This is a genomic window from Mycobacterium sp. 23 (genome assembly GCF_048287075.1).
Classification (GTDB): domain Bacteria; phylum Actinomycetota; class Actinomycetes; order Mycobacteriales; family Mycobacteriaceae; genus Mycobacterium; species Mycobacterium gordonae_B.
In genome coordinates this window covers 2,668,492-2,690,023 of record NZ_JBLVUX010000005.1, presented here as the reverse complement: position 1 = coordinate 2,690,023, position 21,532 = coordinate 2,668,492, and the positions used below count along the sequence as shown (strand labels likewise).

General features: G+C 67.0%; 18 protein-coding genes and 1 pseudogene. 8 read left to right on the top strand and 11 right to left on the bottom strand.

Translation table 11 applies throughout. From position 1 onward, the window contains the following. Positions 1-7: 7 nt before the first annotated feature. Complete coding sequence (locus tag ACNQS7_RS13700) at positions 8-1,243, bottom strand: D-alanyl-D-alanine carboxypeptidase family protein (protein ID WP_418012954.1); 1,236 nt, start codon at positions 1,241-1,243, stop codon at positions 8-10. 126 nt (positions 1,244-1,369) lie between these two features. Between ACNQS7_RS13700 and ACNQS7_RS13695 the strand changes: the two genes are divergently transcribed. The 5 genes from ACNQS7_RS13695 (at position 1,370) to ACNQS7_RS13675 (ending at position 6,463) form a co-directional block, all read left to right on the top strand. Continuing rightward, on the top strand, positions 1,370-1,936 hold the full coding sequence (locus ACNQS7_RS13695; RefSeq protein WP_418012953.1) for a MerR family transcriptional regulator: 567 nt from the start codon (positions 1,370-1,372) through the stop codon (positions 1,934-1,936). Further along, entirely contained in the window at positions 1,933-4,224 is a 2,292-nt protein-coding gene (locus ACNQS7_RS13690) for a VIT domain-containing protein (RefSeq protein ID WP_418012952.1), read from the top strand. The genes ACNQS7_RS13695 and ACNQS7_RS13690 overlap by 4 nt, the downstream gene beginning before the upstream one ends. Before the next feature lie 115 nt (positions 4,225-4,339). Then, a complete protein-coding gene (locus ACNQS7_RS13685; RefSeq protein ID WP_418012951.1) occupies positions 4,340-4,795 on the top strand; it encodes a 2,4'-dihydroxyacetophenone dioxygenase family protein in 456 nt (151 codons plus the stop codon). Then, a complete protein-coding gene (locus tag ACNQS7_RS13680; RefSeq protein WP_418012950.1) occupies positions 4,792-6,030 on the top strand; it encodes a cytochrome P450 in 1,239 nt (412 codons plus the stop codon). Before ACNQS7_RS13685 ends, ACNQS7_RS13680 begins: the two co-directional genes overlap by 4 nt. Next, positions 6,014-6,463 (top strand): YqhA family protein, encoded by a 450-nt coding sequence (locus ACNQS7_RS13675; protein ID WP_418012949.1) that lies wholly within the window; start codon positions 6,014-6,016, stop codon positions 6,461-6,463. Before ACNQS7_RS13680 ends, ACNQS7_RS13675 begins: the two co-directional genes overlap by 17 nt. Here the strand turns inward: ACNQS7_RS13675 and ACNQS7_RS13670 are convergent. Both ACNQS7_RS13670 and ACNQS7_RS13665 read right to left on the bottom strand, forming a co-directional pair. After that, positions 6,438-7,766, bottom strand: coding sequence for an aspartate aminotransferase family protein (locus ACNQS7_RS13670; protein WP_418012948.1), 1,329 nt, complete (start codon positions 7,764-7,766; stop codon positions 6,438-6,440). The genes ACNQS7_RS13675 and ACNQS7_RS13670 overlap by 26 nt on opposite strands. Before the next feature lie 22 nt (positions 7,767-7,788). After that, on the bottom strand, positions 7,789-10,389 hold the full coding sequence (locus tag ACNQS7_RS13665) for a LuxR C-terminal-related transcriptional regulator (protein ID WP_418012947.1): 2,601 nt from the start codon (positions 10,387-10,389) through the stop codon (positions 7,789-7,791). Positions 10,390-10,463: 74 nt separating this feature from the next. Between ACNQS7_RS13665 and ACNQS7_RS13660 the strand changes: the two genes are divergently transcribed. Then, on the top strand, positions 10,464-11,384 hold the full coding sequence (locus tag ACNQS7_RS13660) for a sigma-70 family RNA polymerase sigma factor (protein WP_418012946.1): 921 nt from the start codon (positions 10,464-10,466) through the stop codon (positions 11,382-11,384). Here ACNQS7_RS13660 and ACNQS7_RS13655 read toward each other — a convergent pair. Both ACNQS7_RS13655 and ACNQS7_RS13650 read right to left on the bottom strand, forming a co-directional pair. Then, positions 11,368-12,777, bottom strand: a complete 1,410-nt coding sequence (locus ACNQS7_RS13655) for a PE domain-containing protein (RefSeq protein WP_418012945.1) — start codon at positions 12,775-12,777, stop codon at positions 11,368-11,370. The two genes, ACNQS7_RS13660 and ACNQS7_RS13655, sit on opposite strands and share 17 nt — an antisense overlap. Before the next feature lie 75 nt (positions 12,778-12,852). Continuing rightward, positions 12,853-13,509: pseudogene (locus ACNQS7_RS13650) on the bottom strand (carboxymuconolactone decarboxylase family protein); the annotation flags it as partial. 48 nt (positions 13,510-13,557) lie between these two features. On the opposite strand from ACNQS7_RS13650, the gene ACNQS7_RS13645 reads away from it, so the two are divergent. Next, positions 13,558-14,109, top strand: coding sequence for a hypothetical protein (locus ACNQS7_RS13645; protein ID WP_418012944.1), 552 nt, complete (start codon positions 13,558-13,560; stop codon positions 14,107-14,109). Here the strand turns inward: ACNQS7_RS13645 and ACNQS7_RS13640 are convergent. Then, on the bottom strand, positions 14,021-14,881 hold the full coding sequence (locus ACNQS7_RS13640) for an SCO6745 family protein (RefSeq protein WP_418012943.1): 861 nt from the start codon (positions 14,879-14,881) through the stop codon (positions 14,021-14,023). The genes ACNQS7_RS13645 and ACNQS7_RS13640 overlap by 89 nt on opposite strands. A 43-nt stretch (positions 14,882-14,924) precedes the next feature. On the opposite strand from ACNQS7_RS13640, the gene ACNQS7_RS13635 reads away from it, so the two are divergent. After that, complete coding sequence (locus tag ACNQS7_RS13635; RefSeq protein WP_418012942.1) at positions 14,925-17,411, top strand: serine/threonine-protein kinase PknD; 2,487 nt, start codon at positions 14,925-14,927, stop codon at positions 17,409-17,411. Between the two features lie 3 nt (positions 17,412-17,414). On the opposite strand, the gene ACNQS7_RS13630 is transcribed toward ACNQS7_RS13635, so the two are convergent. The 5 genes from ACNQS7_RS13630 to sdhC all read right to left on the bottom strand — a co-directional run bounded on the left by ACNQS7_RS13630 (position 17,415) and on the right by sdhC (position 21,317). Continuing rightward, the gene (locus tag ACNQS7_RS13630) at positions 17,415-17,873 is read right to left on the bottom strand and encodes a hypothetical protein (RefSeq protein ID WP_418012941.1); all 459 of its coding nucleotides are present in this window, start codon (positions 17,871-17,873) and stop codon (positions 17,415-17,417) included. Between the two features lie 64 nt (positions 17,874-17,937). After that, positions 17,938-18,732 (bottom strand): succinate dehydrogenase iron-sulfur subunit, encoded by a 795-nt coding sequence (locus ACNQS7_RS13625; RefSeq protein WP_310784190.1) that lies wholly within the window; start codon positions 18,730-18,732, stop codon positions 17,938-17,940. Continuing rightward, complete coding sequence (sdhA, locus tag ACNQS7_RS13620; protein ID WP_055576385.1) at positions 18,732-20,486, bottom strand: succinate dehydrogenase flavoprotein subunit; 1,755 nt, start codon at positions 20,484-20,486, stop codon at positions 18,732-18,734. Before sdhA ends, ACNQS7_RS13625 begins: the two co-directional genes overlap by 1 nt. A gap of 28 nt (positions 20,487-20,514) precedes the next feature. Next, the gene (locus ACNQS7_RS13615; protein ID WP_055576386.1) at positions 20,515-20,982 is read right to left on the bottom strand and encodes a succinate dehydrogenase hydrophobic membrane anchor subunit; all 468 of its coding nucleotides are present in this window, start codon (positions 20,980-20,982) and stop codon (positions 20,515-20,517) included. Continuing rightward, positions 20,979-21,317, bottom strand: coding sequence for a succinate dehydrogenase, cytochrome b556 subunit (gene sdhC, locus ACNQS7_RS13610; RefSeq protein WP_055576390.1), 339 nt, complete (start codon positions 21,315-21,317; stop codon positions 20,979-20,981). The genes ACNQS7_RS13615 and sdhC overlap by 4 nt, the downstream gene beginning before the upstream one ends. Between the last annotated feature and the right edge of the window lie 215 nt (positions 21,318-21,532).

Sequence of the window (21,532 nt, the reverse complement as noted above, 5' to 3'; positions counted from 1 at the left end):
GTTCTTTTCAGTGTTGTGTCCGGCCGTTCATCGAGCGCGCTACCAGGATCAATCCGAACACGACGACGGTCCCGATGACGGCGACGCCGACGCGGATCGGCAACGAGTCGGCCGAGGACATCAGACCCGCGGCCTGGTTGCTGTCGGGCGCCCGGCTGGCAGGGCTCGCCTTGGTGCTCACCAGCGAGGGGTCGGGTTCGATCAGCGAGCCGACCTGGGTGCCCTGGGCGGTGCTGAACCCGTAGTCCAGCAGGTGCGCGGCCTGCTCCCACGGCGCGATCGGCTGCCGGGTGCCGTGCAGCAGCACCGCCATCAAGCGCCGCCCGTTGCGGTTGGCCGCACCCACGAAGGTCTGGCCGGCGTCGTCGGTGTAACCGGTCTTGCCGCCCATCGCCCCCGGGTAGTGGTAGAGCAGCTGGTTGTCGTTCTCCAGCTCGTAGCCGGGGTGCTCACCGTGGCCGGGGAAATCGAAGGTCCGGGTCGCGACGATGTCGGCGAAGACCGGGTTGCGCCAGGCGTACCGGTAGAACAGGCCGATGTCGTAGGCCGAGGTGCTCATGCCGGGGCCGTCCAATCCGGACGGCGTGGCCACCCGGGTGTCGTGCCCGCCCAGCTTGGTGGCCAGTACGTTGAGCTTCTCCAGCGCCTGCTGCATGCCGCCGAGCTGCATGGCCAGCGCGTGCGCGGCGTCGTTGCCGGAGTGCATCAGCAGGCCGTGCAGCAACTGGTTGATGGTGTAGGTGCCCCCGGCATCCACGCCGACCTTGGTGCCCTCGGCGGCCGCGTCATCGTCGGTTCCGGGGACGGCCTTGCTCTGGCTGAATGCGTTGATCGACGCCATCGCCACCAGCACCTTGATGATGCTGGCGGGGCGGTGCCGGCCGTGCGGGTCGCGGGCGGCGATGACGGCGCCGCTGTCCAGGTCGGCGACCAACCACGCCTCGGCGGAGACGTCACCGGGCACCGGGGGAGTGTCGGGGGCGGCGATGATGCCGCAGCCGCTCAGTGCGTTGCCGCCGACCGGAGTGGGGGGCAGCGCAAGGGGCAGGGGCGGTTCACCGGCGCGGGGGACCTCGGAGGAGTCGACGGCCGGTGGGGTGTTGATCCGGTACGGGCAATTGGCGGCCTGCGGATTCACCTCGGCACTGGGCTCGGCGTTGGCCAGTGCACCGGAGCCGCTGATCGCGAAAACCGCCGCGGCCAGGCACGACGCTGCGCGTAGAGAGGTCCGTGTGGAGGGCATCGCTGTGCAGATTAAGGGATGGGAACGCCGAACTCCGGGAGCCTCGCTGTGACGGGTGGTGCGGAAGTTGCGAATGTCCACGCTGATTTGACAGTGTCGAGAGAGTAGATGACACTGTCAAATATCATGACACTGCTCACCCTGCCCGAATTCGCCGCCGCGGCCGCCGACGCCGTTCAGGCGTCCGGTGCCGCGCCGGACAACCGGCAGGCAAAAGCCATTCCGGCCGAGCGCATGGTCCGCTACTACACCTCTCGGGGCCTGTTGCCCCGGCCCGGGAACCGGGGCCGTGCCCTGACCTACGGACGCACCCACCTGGTCCGGCTGGTCGCGATCAAGCGCCTGCAAGGTCAGGGCCTGTCTCTGGACGAGATCGCCGAGCGGCTGAAGGCTATGTCGTCGGATCAGGTCGAGGAGCTGGCCGCGATCCCCGACAGCGCCATTCCGGATGGACTGGGGGATCCGGAGCCGGCTCCCGAACCCGCCCGCGCGGCCGGGGCCTTCTGGCGCGCCGTCCCGCAAGCCGTCCCCGACACTGCTCCGCAGCCGGCCGTCACCCGCCTGCAGGCCGTTCGGCTTTCCGACACTGTCACCTTGCTGATCGACGGGCCGCTGCCCGCACTCGACTCGCTGCGCCGCGCCGCCGCGCCGCTGTTGGACCTGCTCGCTGATCCAGGAAAGGATTCTCCATGAATACCCAGCTGTTGCCCCTGCTGCCGGCCGAACCCATCCGACCGGTCCGGGCCGGCCGGCCCGGCTGCGGTCAACTGAGCGCCGACGACGGCCGCTCCCTGCCGCTCAAGGCGCTCACTGTGCAGACCGTGCTGGTCGGCATGACGGCCAGTTCGACGGTGCGGCAGCGGTTCGTCAACGCCGGCGACACCACGATCGAGGCCACCTATGTGTTTCCGCTGCCGGCCCGCGCGGGCGTCACCGACTTTTCCGCCGAACTCGCCGGCCGACGCGTGATCGGTGTGCTCAAGGAACGCGGGCAGGCGCGCGCGGACTACGAACAGGCGCTCGTCTCCGGCCAGCGCGCCGCGATTGTCGAGGAGGACCGCTCGGACGTGTTCTCGGTGCGGGTGGGCAATCTGGGCCCCGGCGAGGAGGCGGTCATCGAGATGCGGCTGACCGGGCCGCTGTCCTTCGAGGACGGCGAGGCCACGTTCCGTTTCCCGCTGGTGGTCGCGCCGCGCTACACCACCGGGACGCCGCTGCCGGGTGACCAGACCGGCCCGGGTCTGGCGGCCGACACCGACTCGGTACCCGACGCATCGCGGGTGACTCCGCCTCGCCTCCTGGAATCCGACGAGCGTCCGGACCTGCGGATCTCGCTGAGCCTGGATGGCGCCGGACTCGCGGTGTCCGATCTGCGGTCGTCCCTGCCGACCGCGGCGACCCGGGCCGACGGGGTGACACACCTGCAGGTGGAGGCGGGTGCGCGCGCCGACCGGGACTTCGTGCTGCGCTTCCGGGTCGACCGCAGCGAGCTGTCGTCGTCGGCGCTGGTTGTCCCGGACGAGGACGGCCCCGAGGGCACCTGGTCGGTGACAGTGGTACCGCCCGTTGAGACATCCAGTGCGCCAAGGGATGTCGTGGTGTTGCTGGACCGCTCGGGTTCGATGCACGGCTGGAAGATGATCGCCGCACGGCGGGCCGCCGGCCGGATCGTGGACATGCTCGACACCGCCGACCGATTCTGCGTGCTGGCCTTCGACGATCGGATCGACACACCCACCGGTCTACTGGACGGTTTGGTGGACGCGACCGACCGCAACCGGTTCGCCGCGGCGTCGTGGCTGGGCTCCCTGGAAAGCCGTGGCGGCACGGAGATGGCCGAGCCGCTGTACAAGGCGGCCGACATCCTGGCCGGGACGGGTGAGGACCGCCAGGCCAGTGTCGTGCTGGTGACCGACGGCCAGATCACCGGGGAGGACCACCTGCTGCGCACCCTGGCGCCCGCCGTCGGACGGTCCCGCATCTACTGCGTGGGCATCGACCGCGCCGTCAACGCCGGTTTCCTCGACCGGCTCGCGGGGCTGGGGCACGGGCGCTCGGAGTTGGTGGAATCCGAGGAGCGTCTCGACGAGGTGATGGCCCGGCTGGCCCGGACCATCGGCCGTCCGGCGCTGACGTCGCTGCGGGTACGTGCGGAAGGAGTCTCGCTCCTCGACGACACGGTGACGCCGGCCCGCCTACCCGACGCCTTCGCAGGAATACCGTGTGTGATCTCGGGGCGCTACCGGGGTGCCGGCGACGTGACCTTCCACGTCGACGCCGACGAGTCGTTCACGACCGCGCTGCCCGCCAGGGTCGCACCGGAAGCCGTTGCGGTGCGGACGATTTGGGCGCGTTCGGTGGTCCGTGACTTGGAGGACGAGTACGCGGCGTACTCCGCCGACGACGAACTGGCCGCTCGGTTGGTCGCGCACTCGGTGCGCTTCGGCGTGCTGTCACGGTTCACGGCGTTCGTCGCGATTGACCCCGAGCACACCGACGCCGGTCCGCTGACCGAGGTGGTTCAGCCCGTCGAGGAGCCATCCGGGTGGGCGACGACCGTTGGATTTGCCCGCGGGGGCGCGGCCTACGCACTGGCCGACGCGGACCTCGTCATGCCGGCACCGGCGGGTGCCATGCCGGAGTCGGCGGGTGCGGCGCCGCTCCCTGCCAGCGTCGTACCGGAGCAATTGGCACCCAGCAAGCCCGCCACTCCGCGGCCGCTGGACAAATTGCTGAAGCAGGTCGAGAAGTCGATGCAGGTGCGGCGTTCCGGCCTCGACGCGGTGCTCGACGAGTTGAAGCGGCATCGCGACGCGGCCGGCGACCCTGAACTGCGGGCGGCGCTCGACCAGTTGTGCGCCGCGCTGGCGCGCTTCCTGGCGGAGCCGAAGGCGCCGCAGAGCCGGCAGGTGCTGGTGGCCCTCGACGCGGTCAGGCGGGCCATGACGGAGCGGCCGGGCAAGCGGCGCTTTTGGAGGTGACGTGGTCGGTCGGCCGCGGGCCCGCGATCCAGCGCAGAAAAATTCACGAAAATATTGACATGTAATTGGTTTCCTATAATCTGGCCTCATCGCGTGTCGGAGGGAGGCTTGCCAAATGACGATGGTCGATATCCCCGCCGCCATGCATGTCGGCGCCGACGAACTGCCGTTCGTCGACGTCGGTGACGGGTCGCTGCTCAAAGTGATCCAGGTCAGAGCGGCCGAGGGTCTGTGGATCGTGGAGAACATATTCCAGGCCGGCTATCAGGTGCAGCGGCACAAACACACCGGACCGGTGTACGCCTACACCACTTCGGGAGCCTGGCGATACCGGGAGTACAGCTACGTCAACCGCGCGGGATCGTTCCTGTACGAACCCGCGGGCTCCATCCACACCCTGCAGGTACTCGAGGACGACACCCATGTGTGGTTCCAGATCTACGGCGCCAACCTCAATCTCGACGCCGTGGGAAATGTGGAGAGCGTCTTCGACGGAACCAGCACCCTGGTGAACTACCTGTCCCTGTGCGAGGCCGCAGGTTTGCCCCGGCCGAACGTACTCGTGCAATGAGCGCACCCACCGCATCCGGTCTTCTTGACCTCGCCAGTCCGGATGCCTTCGTCAACGGCGTTCCGCACGAGGCGCTCGCGGGGTTGCGGCACACGGATCCGGTGCACTGGCAACCGATGAATGGTGAGCCCGGCTTCTGGGCTGTGCTGCGTCACGCTGATGTGGTCGAGGTCGCCCGCCACCCGGAGGTCTTTTCGGCCACCGAAGGCGGCATCGTCATCGAAGACCTACCACCAGTGACGCTGGGCAGGATGCGAAACATGTTGGCGGCGATGGACCCGCCCCGTCACCATGCGTATCGCGCGCCGATGTCACCGCACTTTCGCCCACGCGCGATAGCACGTCTCGAGGGTCGGGTACGCGATATCTGCCGTTCGATCATGGCCGATGCGCAGGAACGCGGCGAAGTGGAGTTCGTTCACCAGGTCGCGGCTCCGCTGCCGGCCCACGTTATCGGCGAGCTCTTCGGACTGCCCCGGAAAGATTGGCCCTACCTGCAGCAGTTGGCTGAGCGCATCACCTCCAATCAGGACCCGGACCTGGCGGGTCCGGCATACGGCGACGGCGAGGGCGGGGCCGAGATGGCGGCCTATGCGGTCGAGCTGGCCGCCGCGCGTCGGACGGCCGAACCGGTCGCCCATCTGACCGGGGCCATCCTCCACGGCGATTTCGGCGGCCGGCCGATGACTGACCTTGAATTCGGCGGCTTCTTCGTGCAGCTGGTTACCGCGGGCAACGACACCACCAAGGGAATGTTGTCGTCAGGCTTGTTGACCCTGCTGCGACACCCCGACCAGCTGGCCGAACTGCGAGCCGATCCGTCGCTCATCGGGCGTGCGATCGAGGAGATTCTCCGTTACGACAACCCGCTGCACTATTTTCGGCGGACGGCGCTCGTCGACACCGAACTCGCCGGAGTCCACATCAGGGCCGGCGACAAGGTAGCGATGTATTACACGTCCGCCAATCGCGACGAAACCGTCTTTGAAGACCCTCAGCGATTCAACATCCACCGCCATCCCAATCCGCACCTGTCGTTCGGGATGGGCGCTCACTTCTGCCTGGGCGCGCACCTGGCCAGACTAGAGGCCCGCGTCTTCTTCGAAGAGCTGTTGGCCACCTTCCCGGGCATCGAGCTCAGCGGCGAGCCCGTGCGGATCCGCTCGAACCTGAACAATTCACTGAAGCGCCTGCCCATCATGCTGAGCGGGAACCGTCGTGCGTCTGGTATTTGAACGCCTCCGCTTTCTGATCGTCATCGCCGTCTGCGGGCTGGCGGTGACGACCCTGGTGACGTTGCTGTGGGCGTCTGGACGCGCCGTGGACCTGGTCGTGGTGTTGGCACATGGGGGGTGGCGCCAGGATTCCGCGGTGATCAGCCTGCTGGAAGTTGTCGACCTGTTCCTGCTGGCGACTGTGCAACTCATCGTGGCGCTGGGTCTGTTCGAGCTCTTTGTCGCCGACCTGCACCTGCCCGAGTGGCTGACCGTGCACAATCTGGGCGATCTCAAGCGACCGATCATCCAGGTGCTGGTGGTCATCGTCGTCATAAAATTCGTCGAGCGCATGTTGCTGACCGGCGCGCTGGAGACGCTGTACGTCGGCACCGCGACAGCGGTGGTCACCGTCGCCCTTGCGGTGTTCATCCGGCTGGGTGAGCGGACTTGAGCACTTCCCGCAGGATCGACTCGATGGTGTCGAATTCGGCCTGACCGCTGATCAGCGGCGGCGCCAGTTGGATCACCGAATCGCCGCGATCGTCGGTGCGGCAGTACAGGCCGGCTTCGAACATCGCCGACGACACCCGGCCGAGCAGGGCGGAGCGTTCGTCGTCGTCGAAGGTCTGCTTGGTCGCCTGGTCCTTGACGAGTTCGATCCCGAAGAAGAACCCCTCGCCCCGCACGTCGCCGACGATGGGCAGGTCGTACAGCTTCTCCAGGGTTGCCCGCAACGCGGGGGACAACTCCTTGACTCGGTCGTTGAGGCCTTCGCGCTCGAAGATGTCGAGGTTGGCCAGCCCGACGGCCGTCGACACCGGATGCCCACCGAACGTATAACCGTGCGGGAACATCGTCTCGCCGTCGTTGAACGGCTCGAACAGCCTCTCGCTGGCGATCATGGCGCCCAGCGGCGCGTAGCCCGACGTCAAACCTTTCGCGCAGGTGATCATGTCGGGTACATAGCCGAAGTCGTTGCACGCGAACATCGATCCGATTCGGCCGAAGGCGCAGATCACCTCGTCGGACACCAGCAGCACGTCGTATTCGTCGCAGATCTCCCGTACCCGCTCGAAATAACCCGGCGGCGGCGGAATGGAGCCGCCGGCGTTCTGCACCGGTTCCAGGAACACCGCCGCGACGGTGTCCGGTCCTTCGAATTCGATCGCTTCGGCGATCCGGTCCGCCGCCCACCGGCCAAACGCTTTGGCGTCCGCGGCATGCGGTTCGGCTGCGCGGTAGAAGTTCGTGTTGGGCACCCGGAAACCGCCCGGCGTCACCGGCTCGAAGGGGGCGGTGAACTTCGGCAGGCCGGTGATCGCCAGCGCGCCCTGCGTGGTGCCGTGGTAGGCGACCGAACGCGAAATCACCTTGTGCTTACCGGGTTTGCCGGTCAGCTTGAAATATTGTTTTGCGACTTTCCATGCCGTTTCGACGGCCTCGGTGCCACCGGTGGTGAAGAACACCCGGTTCAGGTCACCCGGGGCGTACCCGGCGACGCGTTCGGCGAGTTCTATGGCCGTCGGGGTGGCGTATCCCCAGAGCGGGAAGAAGGCCAGCGTCTGCGCCTGCCGGGCCGCGACTTCGGCGAGTTCGGACCGGCCGTGACCGACCTGCACCACGAACAATCCGGACAGCGCGTCGAGGTAGCTCTTACCGCGGTCGTCGAAAATCGTGACGCCGTCGCCGCGGGTGATCACCGGCGGGGTGAAGTCCGGGCCGTGCCGGGTGAAGTGCAGCCAGAGGTTGCTCATCTCACCGATGGTAGGGATGCCGTCAGTTCGGCTCCTCGGCACCGCGCATCAGCCGTGCCAGCGCGGCGCGTCCACTGACGCCGGCCTTGGTACTCGCCCGGTAGATGTGGCTCTCGACGGTCCGTACCGACAGCGACACCGCCTTGGCGATCTGCCGATTCGACAGCCCCCGCGCCACCAGCACCGCGACCTCCCGTTCGCGGGCGGTGAACGGCGGCGCGAAAGAGGCCGCCGCGATCGCCGGACTGGTCGCGCCGCCACATCGGGCCGCCAAACTGCGCACGCGGGTGGCCAGGGTTATGGCGCTGCCCGCCCGCCCCGCCCGCCGGTGTGACACCGCGGCTTGGCCGGCGGCGTCGGCGGCCGCCAGTAGATCGCCCATGTCTTCGAATTCCGTTGAGGCTCTTTCGAGTTCAGCGGAATCGTCAGCACCCAGCGCCGCGGCGTAGCGCGCGGCGATCGCGGCGCGGGGTCCTTGCACACGCGTAGCCAACTCGGCCAGTCGCGCGGCCGCATCGACGTCGTCGAACTGCACCGCGGTCTGCAGGTACCACACTTCGCGGGCGAACTGATCGTGCTCGCGCGCTAACTCGGCCGCTTCGCGGGCCAGTTGACGTGCTTCGGTGGTGCGTGAGCGCACCGCCGCCAGCCACGCGGCGGTGAGCATTTCGAGGGATTCGACGTACACATAGGCCGGATGTCGGTGGGTACGGGCGGTGCTCAATGCGCGTTCGGCCGCATCGACGTCACCGCAGCGGGCCAGCGCCTGGGCGCGCATCAGGTGGAACCGGTAGAAGCTGTTGGCCAGGTTGAAGTTGTTCGTCATCTCGTCGTCGATCTCGTTGGGCAGCAACCGCAGCGCGGCAACGAGATCTCCGGCAGCCAGCATCGCCATTCCGAGGATCTCGGATGCGACTGTGCGGATGGCGACCGGTTCGTCGCGCTGGGTACGGCGGTGCCGTTCGGCGACCTCGATGGCCTCGGAAATCTGCCCGGCAGCCGCCAGGGCGAAGGTGTGGAACTCCGTCAGGGGCTGCTGAAGAAATTTGCCCTGCTCGCTCAAGACGAGCGCCGCCGACGCATCGACTGCCCTGGCCACGGCCCGATCGAGGTGGCCCAGTTCCGCGTTGGCCAGGCACTCGGCGGCGTAACCCATTGTCATGCCGTACCAATCGAGTTGGTCATAGTCCACCTCCGCTACCGTCGCCAGGACCTGCACCGGCCGGGCGGCCAACGAGAGCTGATTCGCGCGGAAAATGAGCAACTGCTGCCGTCGGGCGCCTTGGGCGGTTTCCAGCGCATCGTCGATCAGCCGCCAAGACCGCTCGGGCGATCGCAATCCCCACAGCAAGTTGGACGCACGCATCACCATGTAGTTGATGAACGCGGATTCGGTGGCCTCGTCGACCTCCACACCGTCGAGCACTTCCAGCGCGAGCTCGCCCTTTTCCATCATGAACAGCGAGTAGGCCAAGGGTATGCGGGCCTGCGCGCCGGCACCCGTCGCGGCGACCGCGCTGAAAAGCTGTTCCGCTGTCTCGAAGTCCAGTAGTGAACTGGCCGCCGTGGCAGCCGACAACAGCACGCCCGGCTCGGGCGGCAGGTCGGACTCGAGCCATAGCAGGCCCCGCTTGACTGTCTTGGCGATGCCTCCGCCGTCCTTCATCGCGGCCGCGACCTGGCCGCGAAGGCGGCGCAGCCGCGACGAGCCGCAGCGGTTCAGGCGGCTCTCGGCGTATAAGGGGTGCCCGATGTACACGTCGCCGCCCGACACCCGAATGAGGTCGCGCTGTTCGGCATCTTCGATGGCGTCCTGATCGGCGATTAGCCTCAGGCAGTGCCAGTCCACCGGTTCGGACACGGCCACCAGATCGACGACGTCGCGTACGGCCGCCGGAATGGCGCCGATATGCGCGTCCAGCAATTCGGCGAGGGATCGGGAGATTTCGGTGTCTCCGTGCCAGCGCACGGCGCCGTCCCGGATCGTCATCCGTTCCGCCCGGCGTTCCTGTTCGATGAGCTGACGCAGATACAGCACGTTGCCGTTCGTAAGGTGCCACAGCCGCTCCGCGCACTGCTGATCGGGGGCCGCGCCGAAGACCTCCGCCAACAGGTCTTCGACCTCGCTGCGTTGCAACGGCTCCAGGTCATGACGCAGTAACAGGCCGTCCTTCCACAGCGCCGTCAGCGCGGCCGGAACGGGCGCGCCGGCACGGATCGCGAGGATCAGAGCAGCGGCCCGCGAATGTGCCAGTTGGTGTACGACGAGGGCGGAGATTTCGTCGAGCAGGTGGGCATCGTCGACGAATACCAGCAGGCGGTCCGGTTGCACGCCGTCGGTCAAGGCGCCGATGACACGGCGCGCCAAGGCAAGTGGCGCGTTCTCCACATCGTCGGTCCACTGCGCGAAGGCGCCGAGCGGGATCGGCCTGCTGGTGGCGGTGGCGGCGATGGTTCGCACGGTCCAGCCGTCGGCCACCGCGGCCCGTATCGCCTCGCGAGCCAGTCGCGACTTGCCTACCCCGGCCTTGCCGGCCAGCGCGACGCCCCGCATCTCGGCAATGGAGCCCATGACGGAGCGGACGTCCTGCTGTCGGCCGATCATGGGCCAGTGATCGACCACAGCAGAACCTTACCGAAGGAGTTGAATTTATTCATGAAAATCACTGCACCATAGGCCGGCGTTACGCTCAGGTCATGGTCGCGACGACGCAGGTCACCGAATTCGAGTCGCTGCGACCGCATCTCATGTCGGTCGCCTACCGGCTGACCGGAACCGTGGCGGACGCCGAGGACATCGTTCAGGAAGCCTGGCTGCGCTGGAGCGCGCAGGACGGTGTGATCCACGACTTGCGTGCCTGGTTGACCACGGTGGTGAGCCGGCTGGGTCTGGACAAGTTGCGTTCGGCGGCACACCGACGGGAAAGCTATACCGGCAATTGGCTGCCGGAACCGGTCGTGACGGGCTTCTCGGACGCCCAAGCGGCTGACCCGTTGTCGGCCGTGGTGTCCGCCGAGGACGCCCGGTTCGCGGCGATGGTGGTGCTCGAGCGCTTGCGACCCGATCAGCGGGTGGCGTTCGTGCTGCACGACGGGTTCGCCGTGCCGTTCGCTGAGGTCGCCGATGTGCTGGGCATCAATGAAGCCGCCGCGCGGCAACTGGCGTCGCGGGCCCGCAAGGCCGTCTCCGCGGCGCCGCCGCCGGAGCCCGACCCTGCGCATGCCGAGGTGGTCGGCCGGCTGATGGCCGCGATGGCCGCCGGTGACATCGAGACCGTGGTCTCGCTGCTGCACCCCGACGTGACGTTCACCGGAGACTCGGACGGCAAGGCGCCCACCGCGGTTCAGACCATCCGCGGAGCGGACAAGGTGGTCCGGTTCATGATGGGCCTGGCCCGCCGCTACGGCGACGCGTTCTACACCGCAAATCATCTGGCGTTGGTCAATGGCGAATTAGGCTCATACACAACGGGATTCCCAGCTTCCGAAGGGCGCAGGGAGATGGCGCCGCGGATCACGGCGATGACGGTGCGCGACGGCAAGGTGGTCGCGCTCTGGGATGTCGCCAATCCCGACAAGTTCACCGGCTCGCCGCTGCGGGCTACACCGGCAGGATGATCGCCGTGGCCGGCGGGAGGGAGATCGACTGACCGCCGGGCGCCACGTAGTTATAACTGGGTGCGGGTCCGTAGATGCCGACGTGACCGGGGCTGGTCGGACCCAGCCCGGCCCACATGTCGTTGATCCAGCCCGTCGAGAGCGTGTACACCGCCGCGGTGGCGCCCGGCGGGGAGAACTGGGTGATCACCTGTAGGGCCAAGTCGATCAGCGGGCCACGGCCCAGCATCGAGTCGACATGGGAGCCGCCCGCAATCTCCGCGCCGACGAATTGGCCCGGGTATAGGCTGACCAACTGATTTGTGGTGTTGCCGAAGGCATTCCACGACTGCGGCGGCGCCGCCACCGTGTAGATCGGAACATTGGCCGCCTGCAGTTGGCTGATCGCGCCGGCGAATACCGCGTTGTTGTTGGCGACGCCGTCGAACATCACCACGCCCTTGAGGTGGTTCGTGGCGCCATTGAGATTCGCCAGGTAGTTGCCGGCGGCGATCGAGGTGAGCCCTCCTCCGGCGGAGTGTCCGGACAGGATGAAATCCTGCGGCAGCGTGCCGACTAATCCCGCGTGTTGCGCGCTCATGTTCAGTGCCGTCTGGGGGCCTTGGAACAACGACGCCACGCCCTGTTGCATCTCCGGGCTGCCGATCCACAGGCCCAACGGCAACGGAATCGACGGCACGGTCGGAGTCACGACCGCGCTGTTGGTCTGCCCCGCCAGTTCGATGGCAAGCGGCTGGTACAACCAACCGAACGCGCCGAAGCCGTGCGAAAAATACACAGTGCCGGTGGGGGCCACCGTTCCGTTCGCCTGTGTCGGGAAGTACCAGAACGCCGGAGCGGGGTAATTGAACTGGGGGATCGGGAGCCCGAGGAAAGAGGTTGGGCCGATCGGGATTGGCATGAACGAGAAGCCGACCCGGACGCCGGTCACTCCGCCCGTACCCGTCACGGGCAACGTGGTGGGGAAATTGATGAACTTGCCCAGGCCCACGGCATCGGCGCCGAAGTTGAGCAGCGCTCCCACCGTCGCGGCGCCCGTGCCGTTGAACAGCGGGCAGGTGGACAACGCGCTGCCGAGTTGTTGCAACAACCCCTGCAGCGGCGCGGCGTTGGCGGCCTCGGCGGCTGCGTACGCAGCCCCGGCCGCACTCAACGCGCGCTCGAACTCGGACTGGAACAGCGTCGTATTCGCCGTCAGGGCCTGCAACTCGGTGGCGTAGCTGCCGAAGAACTTCGCGACCGCAGCCGACACCTCGTCGGCAGCCGCGGAGGCGATGTTCGTCGTCGAAGGAGCCGCCGCGGCGGCGGCCCCTCTGATCGCCTCCTCGATCTTGGTCAACTCACCCGAAGCCAAGGCTAAGGCCTCAGGTGCGGCGATCACGTACGACGACATTGCGGCTCCATTCCCCGGTGGCCCCGACAACCAAAGGACTGCTGCCAAATGCTACGAGTTCAGGAACGATTTAGTTCACTTTTTGAATGATTCGGCGGAATCAGCCCACGGTACCCGGCACGCATCGCCCGAATTGAAGCCCTGCTCGGTGATCCCCAGGGCCGAATACATCCGCGCGCGCATGTTCTCGACGCCGATCTGATAGGTCAGCTCGATCACTCCTGCGTCGCCGAAGCGAACCCGCAGATCCTCGACCTGCTCGTCGGTGATCGCATGCGGGTCGGTGGTCATCGCGTCGGCATAGGCGATCGCGGCGCGCTCGTCGTCGGAGTAAAGCGGTGAAGTCGCATATCCATCTATGTCCCTGAGGCGCTCTGTGTCCAGGCCGTCCAGCCGCTGCAACATCTCTCCGAAGTCCACACACCACGAGCAGCCGACGGTGCGCGCGGTCCAGAACACCGCCAGTTCGCGCACGTTGGCCGGCAGGGTCCGCGAGGCGTTCTGCAGCATCGTTTCGTGCACGGCGTTGGCGACCAGCAGCCGCGGATGGCGAGCGGCGACGGTGAACGGTTCCGGCACCTCGCCGAAGCGGCGTTTGGCGACCCGGTACATGGTGCGCACCAGCAGTCCGGCGCGCTTGGGAGGCAGGGGCTGAATGCGTGTTTTCTGCGTCATACCCCTCAGACGAGACAGCCCGCCTTCATGTGACAGGTTCGTGTGACAGAGCGCCGCCAAGAATTCGCCAAGGATTTTCCAAGGGCGGCGGCGGACTCTGGACAGGTGGAGCACGCAACGTCGTCTTACTGGTCTTTTACCGAATTCCCGCAGCTGACCGAACTCGAGGACTGGGCGCACGAGGAGGTGCTGATCGCCGACTCGCGGCTGGACCAGACCGGAATCCGCGCTGCGGTGGACGCGGTCTTCGAGGCGAACCCCGCCCTGGGTGCGGTGTTCGAACCCAGTCGCGACCGGTGGCTGTCCCGTCCCGGTGGCAGCTGGAGCTGGGCGGTGGAGCCACCCGGGGTCACAGTGCCCGAGGTGATCGCCCGCCAACGTGCCAGCTACGACATGCGCACCGGCCGGTTGTTCGCCGTGTCGCTGCTGCCGGGGACACCCGACCGGCTGGTGCTGACCGCGAGCCGGTTGTGCGTCGACGAGGAGTCGTGGAACGGGGTGATCGAGAATCTCGTGGCGGCGTACGCGGAAGCCAAGGACGGCGCCGCACTGGCACTGGACGCTGAGTTCAAAAATCGAGGCGGGCACTCATGGGTGTGGCGGCGGGCACGTCGCCGGCGGCGATCACCGTCCGCGCGACCGGCGTCAGCGCGCTGAACAAGGCCTGCAGATCGTCGTCGTCGAGACCATCGAACACCCGCAAAGCCAATGCGTCAGTGGTGGATTCGAGCTGAGACTTGAGGTCACGCCCGTCCGGCGTCAACGAGCCATCGGAATCGAGCAACCCGCGGTCGGCGAGGCTCTGGCGGCAGGACTGCCACTCGTCGTCGTCGTAGTGGCGGGAACGCTTCATGAATTCCTCGGAGACCGCGCTCGCCGCGGTATGGAAGACGTTCGACTCTCGCCCGGAGATCCCCGCGGCTACCAGCGACGCGACGTGCCCGTCGCCGCGGTGCTCGCGCAGCAGGGTGGTCGCGTGCCAGAGCGCGGCCACCGGATCGGAGGGCACCGGCAACGCGACGTTGGCCGCGAACAGCGACCGGCCGTCCACCGGTGCGCACTGCGCGGTACGACACGCCAATTCTGCTGCGGTGCTCACGTTTTCGTCGTCGGTGACGCCGCATCGGCGCAAGGCCGCGACGGTGGAGTCCTGGCGGGCGCGTAATGCGCTGTCCGGACCGGCGATCTGCCACGCGGCCGGCAGCGACTTGGCCACCCGGGCGTGTGCGAAGTTGTAGAACACCGCTGTCACCACCTGCGGCGCCACCGCGCCCAGCGGCGCCGAACGTGCGGCGAAGTACCCCATCCAAAATCCGCGATAACCCAGGCCGTCCAACGCCGTTCGTACCTCGGGAGCAAAGTAGGTCAGGGCATGGATCGGCTCGAAACGGTCATAGAGGTGCCTGGCGAGCGCGGGGGTTCTTTGCATACCTGCGTTGATAGCATCCAGACACCGCTCCGGAGGAGGCTTGGTGACGGGGGACGTGGAAGGCGAGGTCTTCGGGCGCTACCGACTGCTCGAAGTGCTCCGCTGGGGCGGCATCGGCACGGTCTATCGGGCCCGGGACACCATGATGACCCGGGAAGTGGCCATCAAGCTGATGCCCGCCGAGCCGCCGTTTCAGGACCGGTTCCGGCAGGAAGTGGCCGTCGCGGCCCGCCTGCACAACCCGAATATCATCCCGATCTACGAGGCCGGCGAGATCGATGGCCGCTTGTACCTGGTGATGCCCGTCGTCGACGGTGTCGACCTGCAAACCATGCTGCACCGCGACGGGCCGATCAGCCCGAAGCTGGCCGTGCGGGTGATCGAACAGGCCGCCGCGGCGCTGGAGGCCGGCCACGGGTGCGGGCTGACGCACGGTGATGTCAGGGCCGCGAACATCTTCGTGGTCGGCGGCGAGTTCGTGTACCTGCTCGATTTCGGTGCCACCGCCGACAGCTCGGCCCCGGGTGACCCGGCCGGCGACATCCACGCCCTGACCGGCGTGCTCTATGAGTGCCTGACCGGCCGGCCGGCAGACCCCGCCGGCCAGACGCCCAAGCCGAGCGACGTCCACTTCACCATCCCGGCCGGATTCGACGAGGTCGTGGCGCGCGGCCTGGCCGATGATCCCGACAACCGCTATCCAACCGCCCGCGAGTTGGCCGTCGCCGCCCGAGAGGCGCTGGCGCCGGTGGTGACGCCGGTGGTCATGGCCGAGGAAACGGACTTCGGGCGGTACCGGCTGTTCGAATTGCTCGGCGCCGGTGGCATGGGCTCGGTGTACCGAGCCCACGACACCTTGCTGGGACGTGACGTGGCGGTCAAGGTGCTGCGAACGGAACTGGCCACCGAGCCCGGCTACCAGGAGCGGTTCCGGCGCGAGGCATATGCCGCGGGCAGGTTGGCCAACCCGCACATCATCCCGATCTATGAGGCCGGTGAGATCGACGGGCGCCTGTATCTGGTGATGCCGATCGTCGACGGCGTCGACCTGCACCACGTGCTCGACCAGGCCGGGCCGATGAGCCCGCAGCAGGCGGTCCGAGTGGTCGAACAGGTCGCCGTGGCGCTGGACGCTGCACACAAGTCGGGGCTGGTGCATCGCGATGTGAAGCCGTCGAACCTGCTGATGGTCGGCGAAGAATTCGTGTATCTCATCGACTTCGGGCTGGTGCACGAAGCAACTGCGTCGCGCTTGACGCGCACCGACATCGCCCCGGGAAGTCCGGCGTACATGGCCCCGGAGCGGTTCAGGTCCGGGACGATGGCCGACGCTCGCTCCGACGTGTACTCGCTGGCCTGTGTGCTCTACGAGTGCCTGACCGGGCGGCCGCCCTTCCGCGGTGGCGGGGTGGAGGGGTTGACCGCCGCGCATCTGTTCGACGAGCCACCCAAGCCGAGCAGCTCCGACCCCGCGATGCCTGCCGGGTTCGACGAGGTGATCGCACGCGGCATGGCCAAGCACCCCGATGAGCGGTACCAGTCCGCGCAGGAGCTCGCCGTCGCCGCCCGCGCGGCCCTGGCCACGAAACCGGCGCCGCCGTCCGCGCTCCCCGACGCGCTGCATTCGACGCAGGATGCCCGCACCGTCCCGTCGCCGTCACGCGGCCGTCGCCGGGCCCTGACAGTCGGCACGGTCGCCGCCGTGGTGCTGCTGATCGCCGCAGTCCTGGCGCTCACCAACGGATTTCCGTTTCGCTCCGGGACCACGCAGACGCAGATTGTCTTGCCGTTCACCGGGCTCGACGGGCCCCTCGGTGTGGCGGTCGACATCAGCGGCAACGTCTATGTCACCGATACCGGCCACAACCGGGTGCTGAAACTGCCCGCAGACTCGACCACCCAGACCGTCGAACCGTTCGCAGACCTGAATCATCCGGGTGGCATAGCCATCGATGAGCAGGGCAATGTGGTGATCACCGAGCCGACGAACAATCGGGTGCTGGAGCTGGTGCCGGGAGCCGGCCAGACGGTGCTGCCGTTGACCGATCTCGCGCGCCCTGCGGGGGTGGCCCTGTATCGACGCAACCCCGAGACGGACCGGATCGTCGTCGCCGACCTGGGGCACGACAGAGTGCTGGCGCTGAACGGGGCACATTCCGCGCAGCGGGAATTGCCTTTCACCGGCCTTGACGATCCTGCGGGTGTGGCGGTGGGCAGCGACGGCGGCCTGTTCGTTATCGACAGCGCGAACGAGCGGATACTGAAGCTGCCCTGGACGGCGTCGGTGGCGACCGTGTTGCCGTACGCGGTCGGGCACCCCGACTTCGTCGCGGTCGACGCCGCCGGCGACCTCTACGTGACCGACAGCCACGCCAACCGCGTCATGAAGCTGACGAAGGACACGACGACGTCAATCACGTTGCCGTTCAACGGACTCAAGGGACCGCAGGGTGTCGCGGTGGACTCCGCCGGGAACGTCTACGTCGCCGACGCCGGCAACAATCGCGTGCTCAAGCTGCCGCCGAGCTGACTCTCATCGCCGTGGCGGCGGCGGGCGGTATTGCCCAGGTTGCGGTGGGGGATAGTGCGGTGGGGGATAGTGCGGTGGGGGATGGTGCGGCGGGTAGTAGTACTGGCCGGGTGGCTGCGGTCGGTAGTTCGGCGGTCCAGCGCCCGGCGGAGGATTTCCCGATGGGTAGGACTGCTGCGGCGCAGTAGAACGGCGGCGGGTGGATTTGACTGTCTTCACGATGGCCCAAACGATCACAGCGCAACCCAGCCCGGCAATGATCCATCCCACCACCTGCTGGGTGGTACGCAGCTCGCCGTAGGTTCCTGAGGGGTGTCTGTATTGCCCCTTGCAGACATCGCCGCTGTGCATGACGGTCTTGTCGTTGCACTTCACTGGGGCAACGGTGGCCTCGTGAACGCCGCCGACAATCATGGCCAGCCCGACAAACAGGACAAGAACCAGTGCAGCGGTTCTGCTCATGAGACCCTCCCGAGTCGCCGCCAACAGACGTAAAAACCCCGGGCTCTTGCGTCTTCCGCGCAAGTTAGCGCGAGAACATCACCGCGCGCTTGACTTCCTGGATCGCCTTGGTCACCTGGATGCCGCGCGGACAGGACTCGGTGCAGTTGAACGTGGTGCGGCACCGCCACACCCCGTCCACCTCGTTGAGGATGTCGAGGCGCTGCGCGGCGGCCTCGTCTCGGCTGTCGAAGATGAACCGGTGCGCGTTGACGATCGCGGCCGGGCCGAAGTAGCTACCCTCGTACCAGAACACCGGACAGCTGGTGGTGCAGCAGGCGCACAGGATGCACTTGGTGGTGTCGTCGTAGCGGGCGCGGTCGGTGGGGCTCTGAATGCGTTCGCGGGTAGGCGGATTGCCGGTGGTGATCAGGTACGGCTTGATCGCCCGGTAGGCGTCGAAGAACGGCTCCATGTCGACCACGAGGTCTTTTTCCACCGGCAGCCCACGGATCGGTTCGATCGTGACGGTGAGTTTCTTGCCGGGCTTTTTCGGAAGCAGGTCGCGCATCAACACCTTGCAGGCCAACCGGTTCAGCCCGTTGATCCGCATGGCGTCGGAGCCGCACACGCCGTGGGCGCACGAGCGCCGGAAGGTCAGCGTCCCGTCCAGGTAGCCCTTGACGTAGAGCAGCAGGTTCAGCAGCCGGTCACTGGGCAGGCACGGCACCCGGAAGCTCTGCCAGCCGCCGGTGGCCGCGAACTTGTCGGGGTCGTCGGGGTTGAAGCGGGCGATCTTCAGGGTCACCATCACCGCGCCCTCGGGAACCGGCGGCAGCGGCGGGTCCTTGACTACCTCGACTTCTGCATCGGCGGTCATCAGTACTTCCGCTCCTTCGGCTCGTAGCGGGTCTGCACGACGGGTTTGAAGTCCAGCCTGATGTCGCTGAGCAGGTCGGTGCCCTCCTTGTACGCCATGGTGTGCCGCATGTAGTTGACGTCGTCGCGGTTGGGGTAGTCCTCGCGGGCGTGGCCGCCGCGGGATTCCTTGCGGTTCAGCGCACCCACCACGGTGACCTCGGCCAGCTCCAGCAGGAAGCCGAGCTCGATGGCCTCCAGCAGGTCGCTGTTGAAACGCTTTCCCTTGTCGTGCACGGTGATTCGCGAGTACCGCTCCTTGAGGGCATGGATGTCGGTCAGTGCTTGCTTGAGCGTCTCCTCGGTGCGGAACACCGCGGCGTTGTTGTCCATCGACTGCTGCAGGGCGCTGCGGATGTCAGCGACGCGCTCGTTGCCGTGCTCGGACAGGATGTCGCGCACCCAGCCGACCACCATCGCCGCCGGGTCCGGCGGCATGTCGGCGAAATCGTGGCTCTGTGCGTAGCGGGCGGCGGCGATGCCGGCGCGGCGGCCGAAGACGTTGATGTCCAGCAGCGAGTTGGTGCCCAGCCGGTTGGCGCCGTGCACCGACACACACGCGCACTCGCCGGCCGCGAACAACCCGGGCACGGTGTTGGTGTTGTCGCGCAACACCTGTCCGCTGACCGTGGTCGGGATGCCGCCCATCACGTAGTGACAGGTCGGGTAGACCGGCACCAATTCTTTCACCGGGTCCACCCCGAGGTAGGTGCGGGCGAATTCGGTGATGTCCGGCAGCTTGGCTTCCAGCACGTCCTCGCCGAGGTGCCGGACGTCGATGTACACGTAGTCCTTGTTGGGTCCGGCGCCGCGGCCCTCCAGCACTTCCAGCACCATGGAGCGGGCGACGATGTCGCGCGGCGCCAGGTCGACGATGGTCGGGGCGTAGCGCTCCATGAACCGCTCGCCGTCGGCGTTGAGCAACCGGCCGCCCTCGCCGCGCACGGCTTCGGAGATCAGGATGCCCAGGCCGGCCAGACCGGTCGGGTGGAACTGGTGAAACTCCATGTCCTCCAACGGAAGTCCCTTGCGGAACACGATGCCGATGCCGTCGCCGGTCAGGGTGTGCGCGTTGGAGGTGGTCTTGTACATGCGGCCGGAGCCGCCGGTGGCCAGCACGATCGCCTTGGCGTGGAAGACGTGGATGGTGCCGGTGGCCAGTTCGTAGGCCACCACTCCGGTGGCCACCGGGCCGGTCGGGGTCTGGGTGAGAGCCAGGTCCAAAGCGTAGAACTCGTTGAAGAACTGGACGTCGTGCTTGACGCAGTTCTGGTAGAGCGTCTGCAGGATCATGTGGCCGGTGCGGTCGGCCGCATAGCAGGCCCGCCTTACCGGGGCCTTGCCGTGGTCGCGGGTGTGGCCGCCGAAGCGGCGCTGGTCGATGCGGCCCTCGGGGGTGCGGTTGAACGGCATCCCCATCTTCTCCAGGTCCAGGACCGCATCGATGGCCTCTTTGCACATGATCTCCACCGCGTCCTGGTCGGCGAGATAGTCGCCGCCCTTGACGGTGTCGAAGGTGTGCCACTCCCAGTTGTCCTCTTCGACGTTGGCCAGCGCGGCACACATGCCGCCCTGGGCCGCGCCGGTGTGGCTGCGGGTCGGGTAGAGCTTGGTGAGAACCGCGGTGCGGACCTGCGGGCCCGCCTCCACCGCGGCACGCATGCCGGCACCGCCGGCGCCGACGATCACCACGTCGTATCGGTGTTGCTCGATCACGGCGCGCCTTTCACGAAAATGTCGTCTTTCACGAAATGTTCGGGTTGAACGTCATCAACACATAGGTCCCGAGCATCAGCGTGAACACCATCGACACCGTCAACAACGCGTTCAGCCAGAACCGGGTGATGTTCTTGCGGCTGTAGTCGTCGATGATGGTGCGAATGCCGTTGCCGCCGTGCAACTGTGCCAGCCACAGCAGCAGCAGGTCCCATACCTGCCAGAACGGTGAGGCCCATCGCTGTGCGACGTAGTTGAAGTCGATGCGATACACGCCGTTGTCCCACATCAGCATGATGAACAGGTGGCCGATGGCCAGGAACACCAGCACGATGCCGGAGAACCGCATGAACAACCACGCGAACTTCTCGAAGTTCGGGATGCCCGCGCGGCGGCGCGGCGAGCGCGGGTTGTCCAGGCTGGCGGGGCGGTAGTAGCTGCGCTGCTTCACCGGTGCGGTCTGGCCGGGTCCTAGCTGAAGATCGGGGCTGCTCATTTGAAGTGCTCCCACATATGGATTCCGGTGACCACGCCGGCCATCACCAGCATCACCAGGAACGTCACGGCGACGATCCATAACATCCGACGCTGATAGCGCGGACCTTCGGACCAGAAGTCGATCAGGATGACCCGGATCCCATTGAGCGCGTGGAATCCCACGGCGGCCACCAGCCCGTACTCCATCAAGCCGACAATCGGGGTCTTGTAGTCGGCGAGCACGGTGTTGTAGGCCTGCGGGCTGACCCGCAGCACCGCGGAGTCCAGGACGTGTACGAACAGGAAGAAGAAGATGGTGGCGCCGCTGATGCGGTGCAGCACCCACGCCCACATGCCGGGGTCTCCGCGGTAGAGCGTCCTGGGCGGCTTGCGTTTGCGTGACGATTCCGGCGCCGGCGGATCCGTGGTTGTCGTCTTCAGAACCACCTGACAGCTCACCTCATTCACGCCGTTGGGAATCCGGCGGATAGGCGGCTATCGCCGGGCAATCGCGAGCTTAGCCCGGTAAACGTTGCCCGCGGTAGCGCCACGATGTGATCCATATCCCG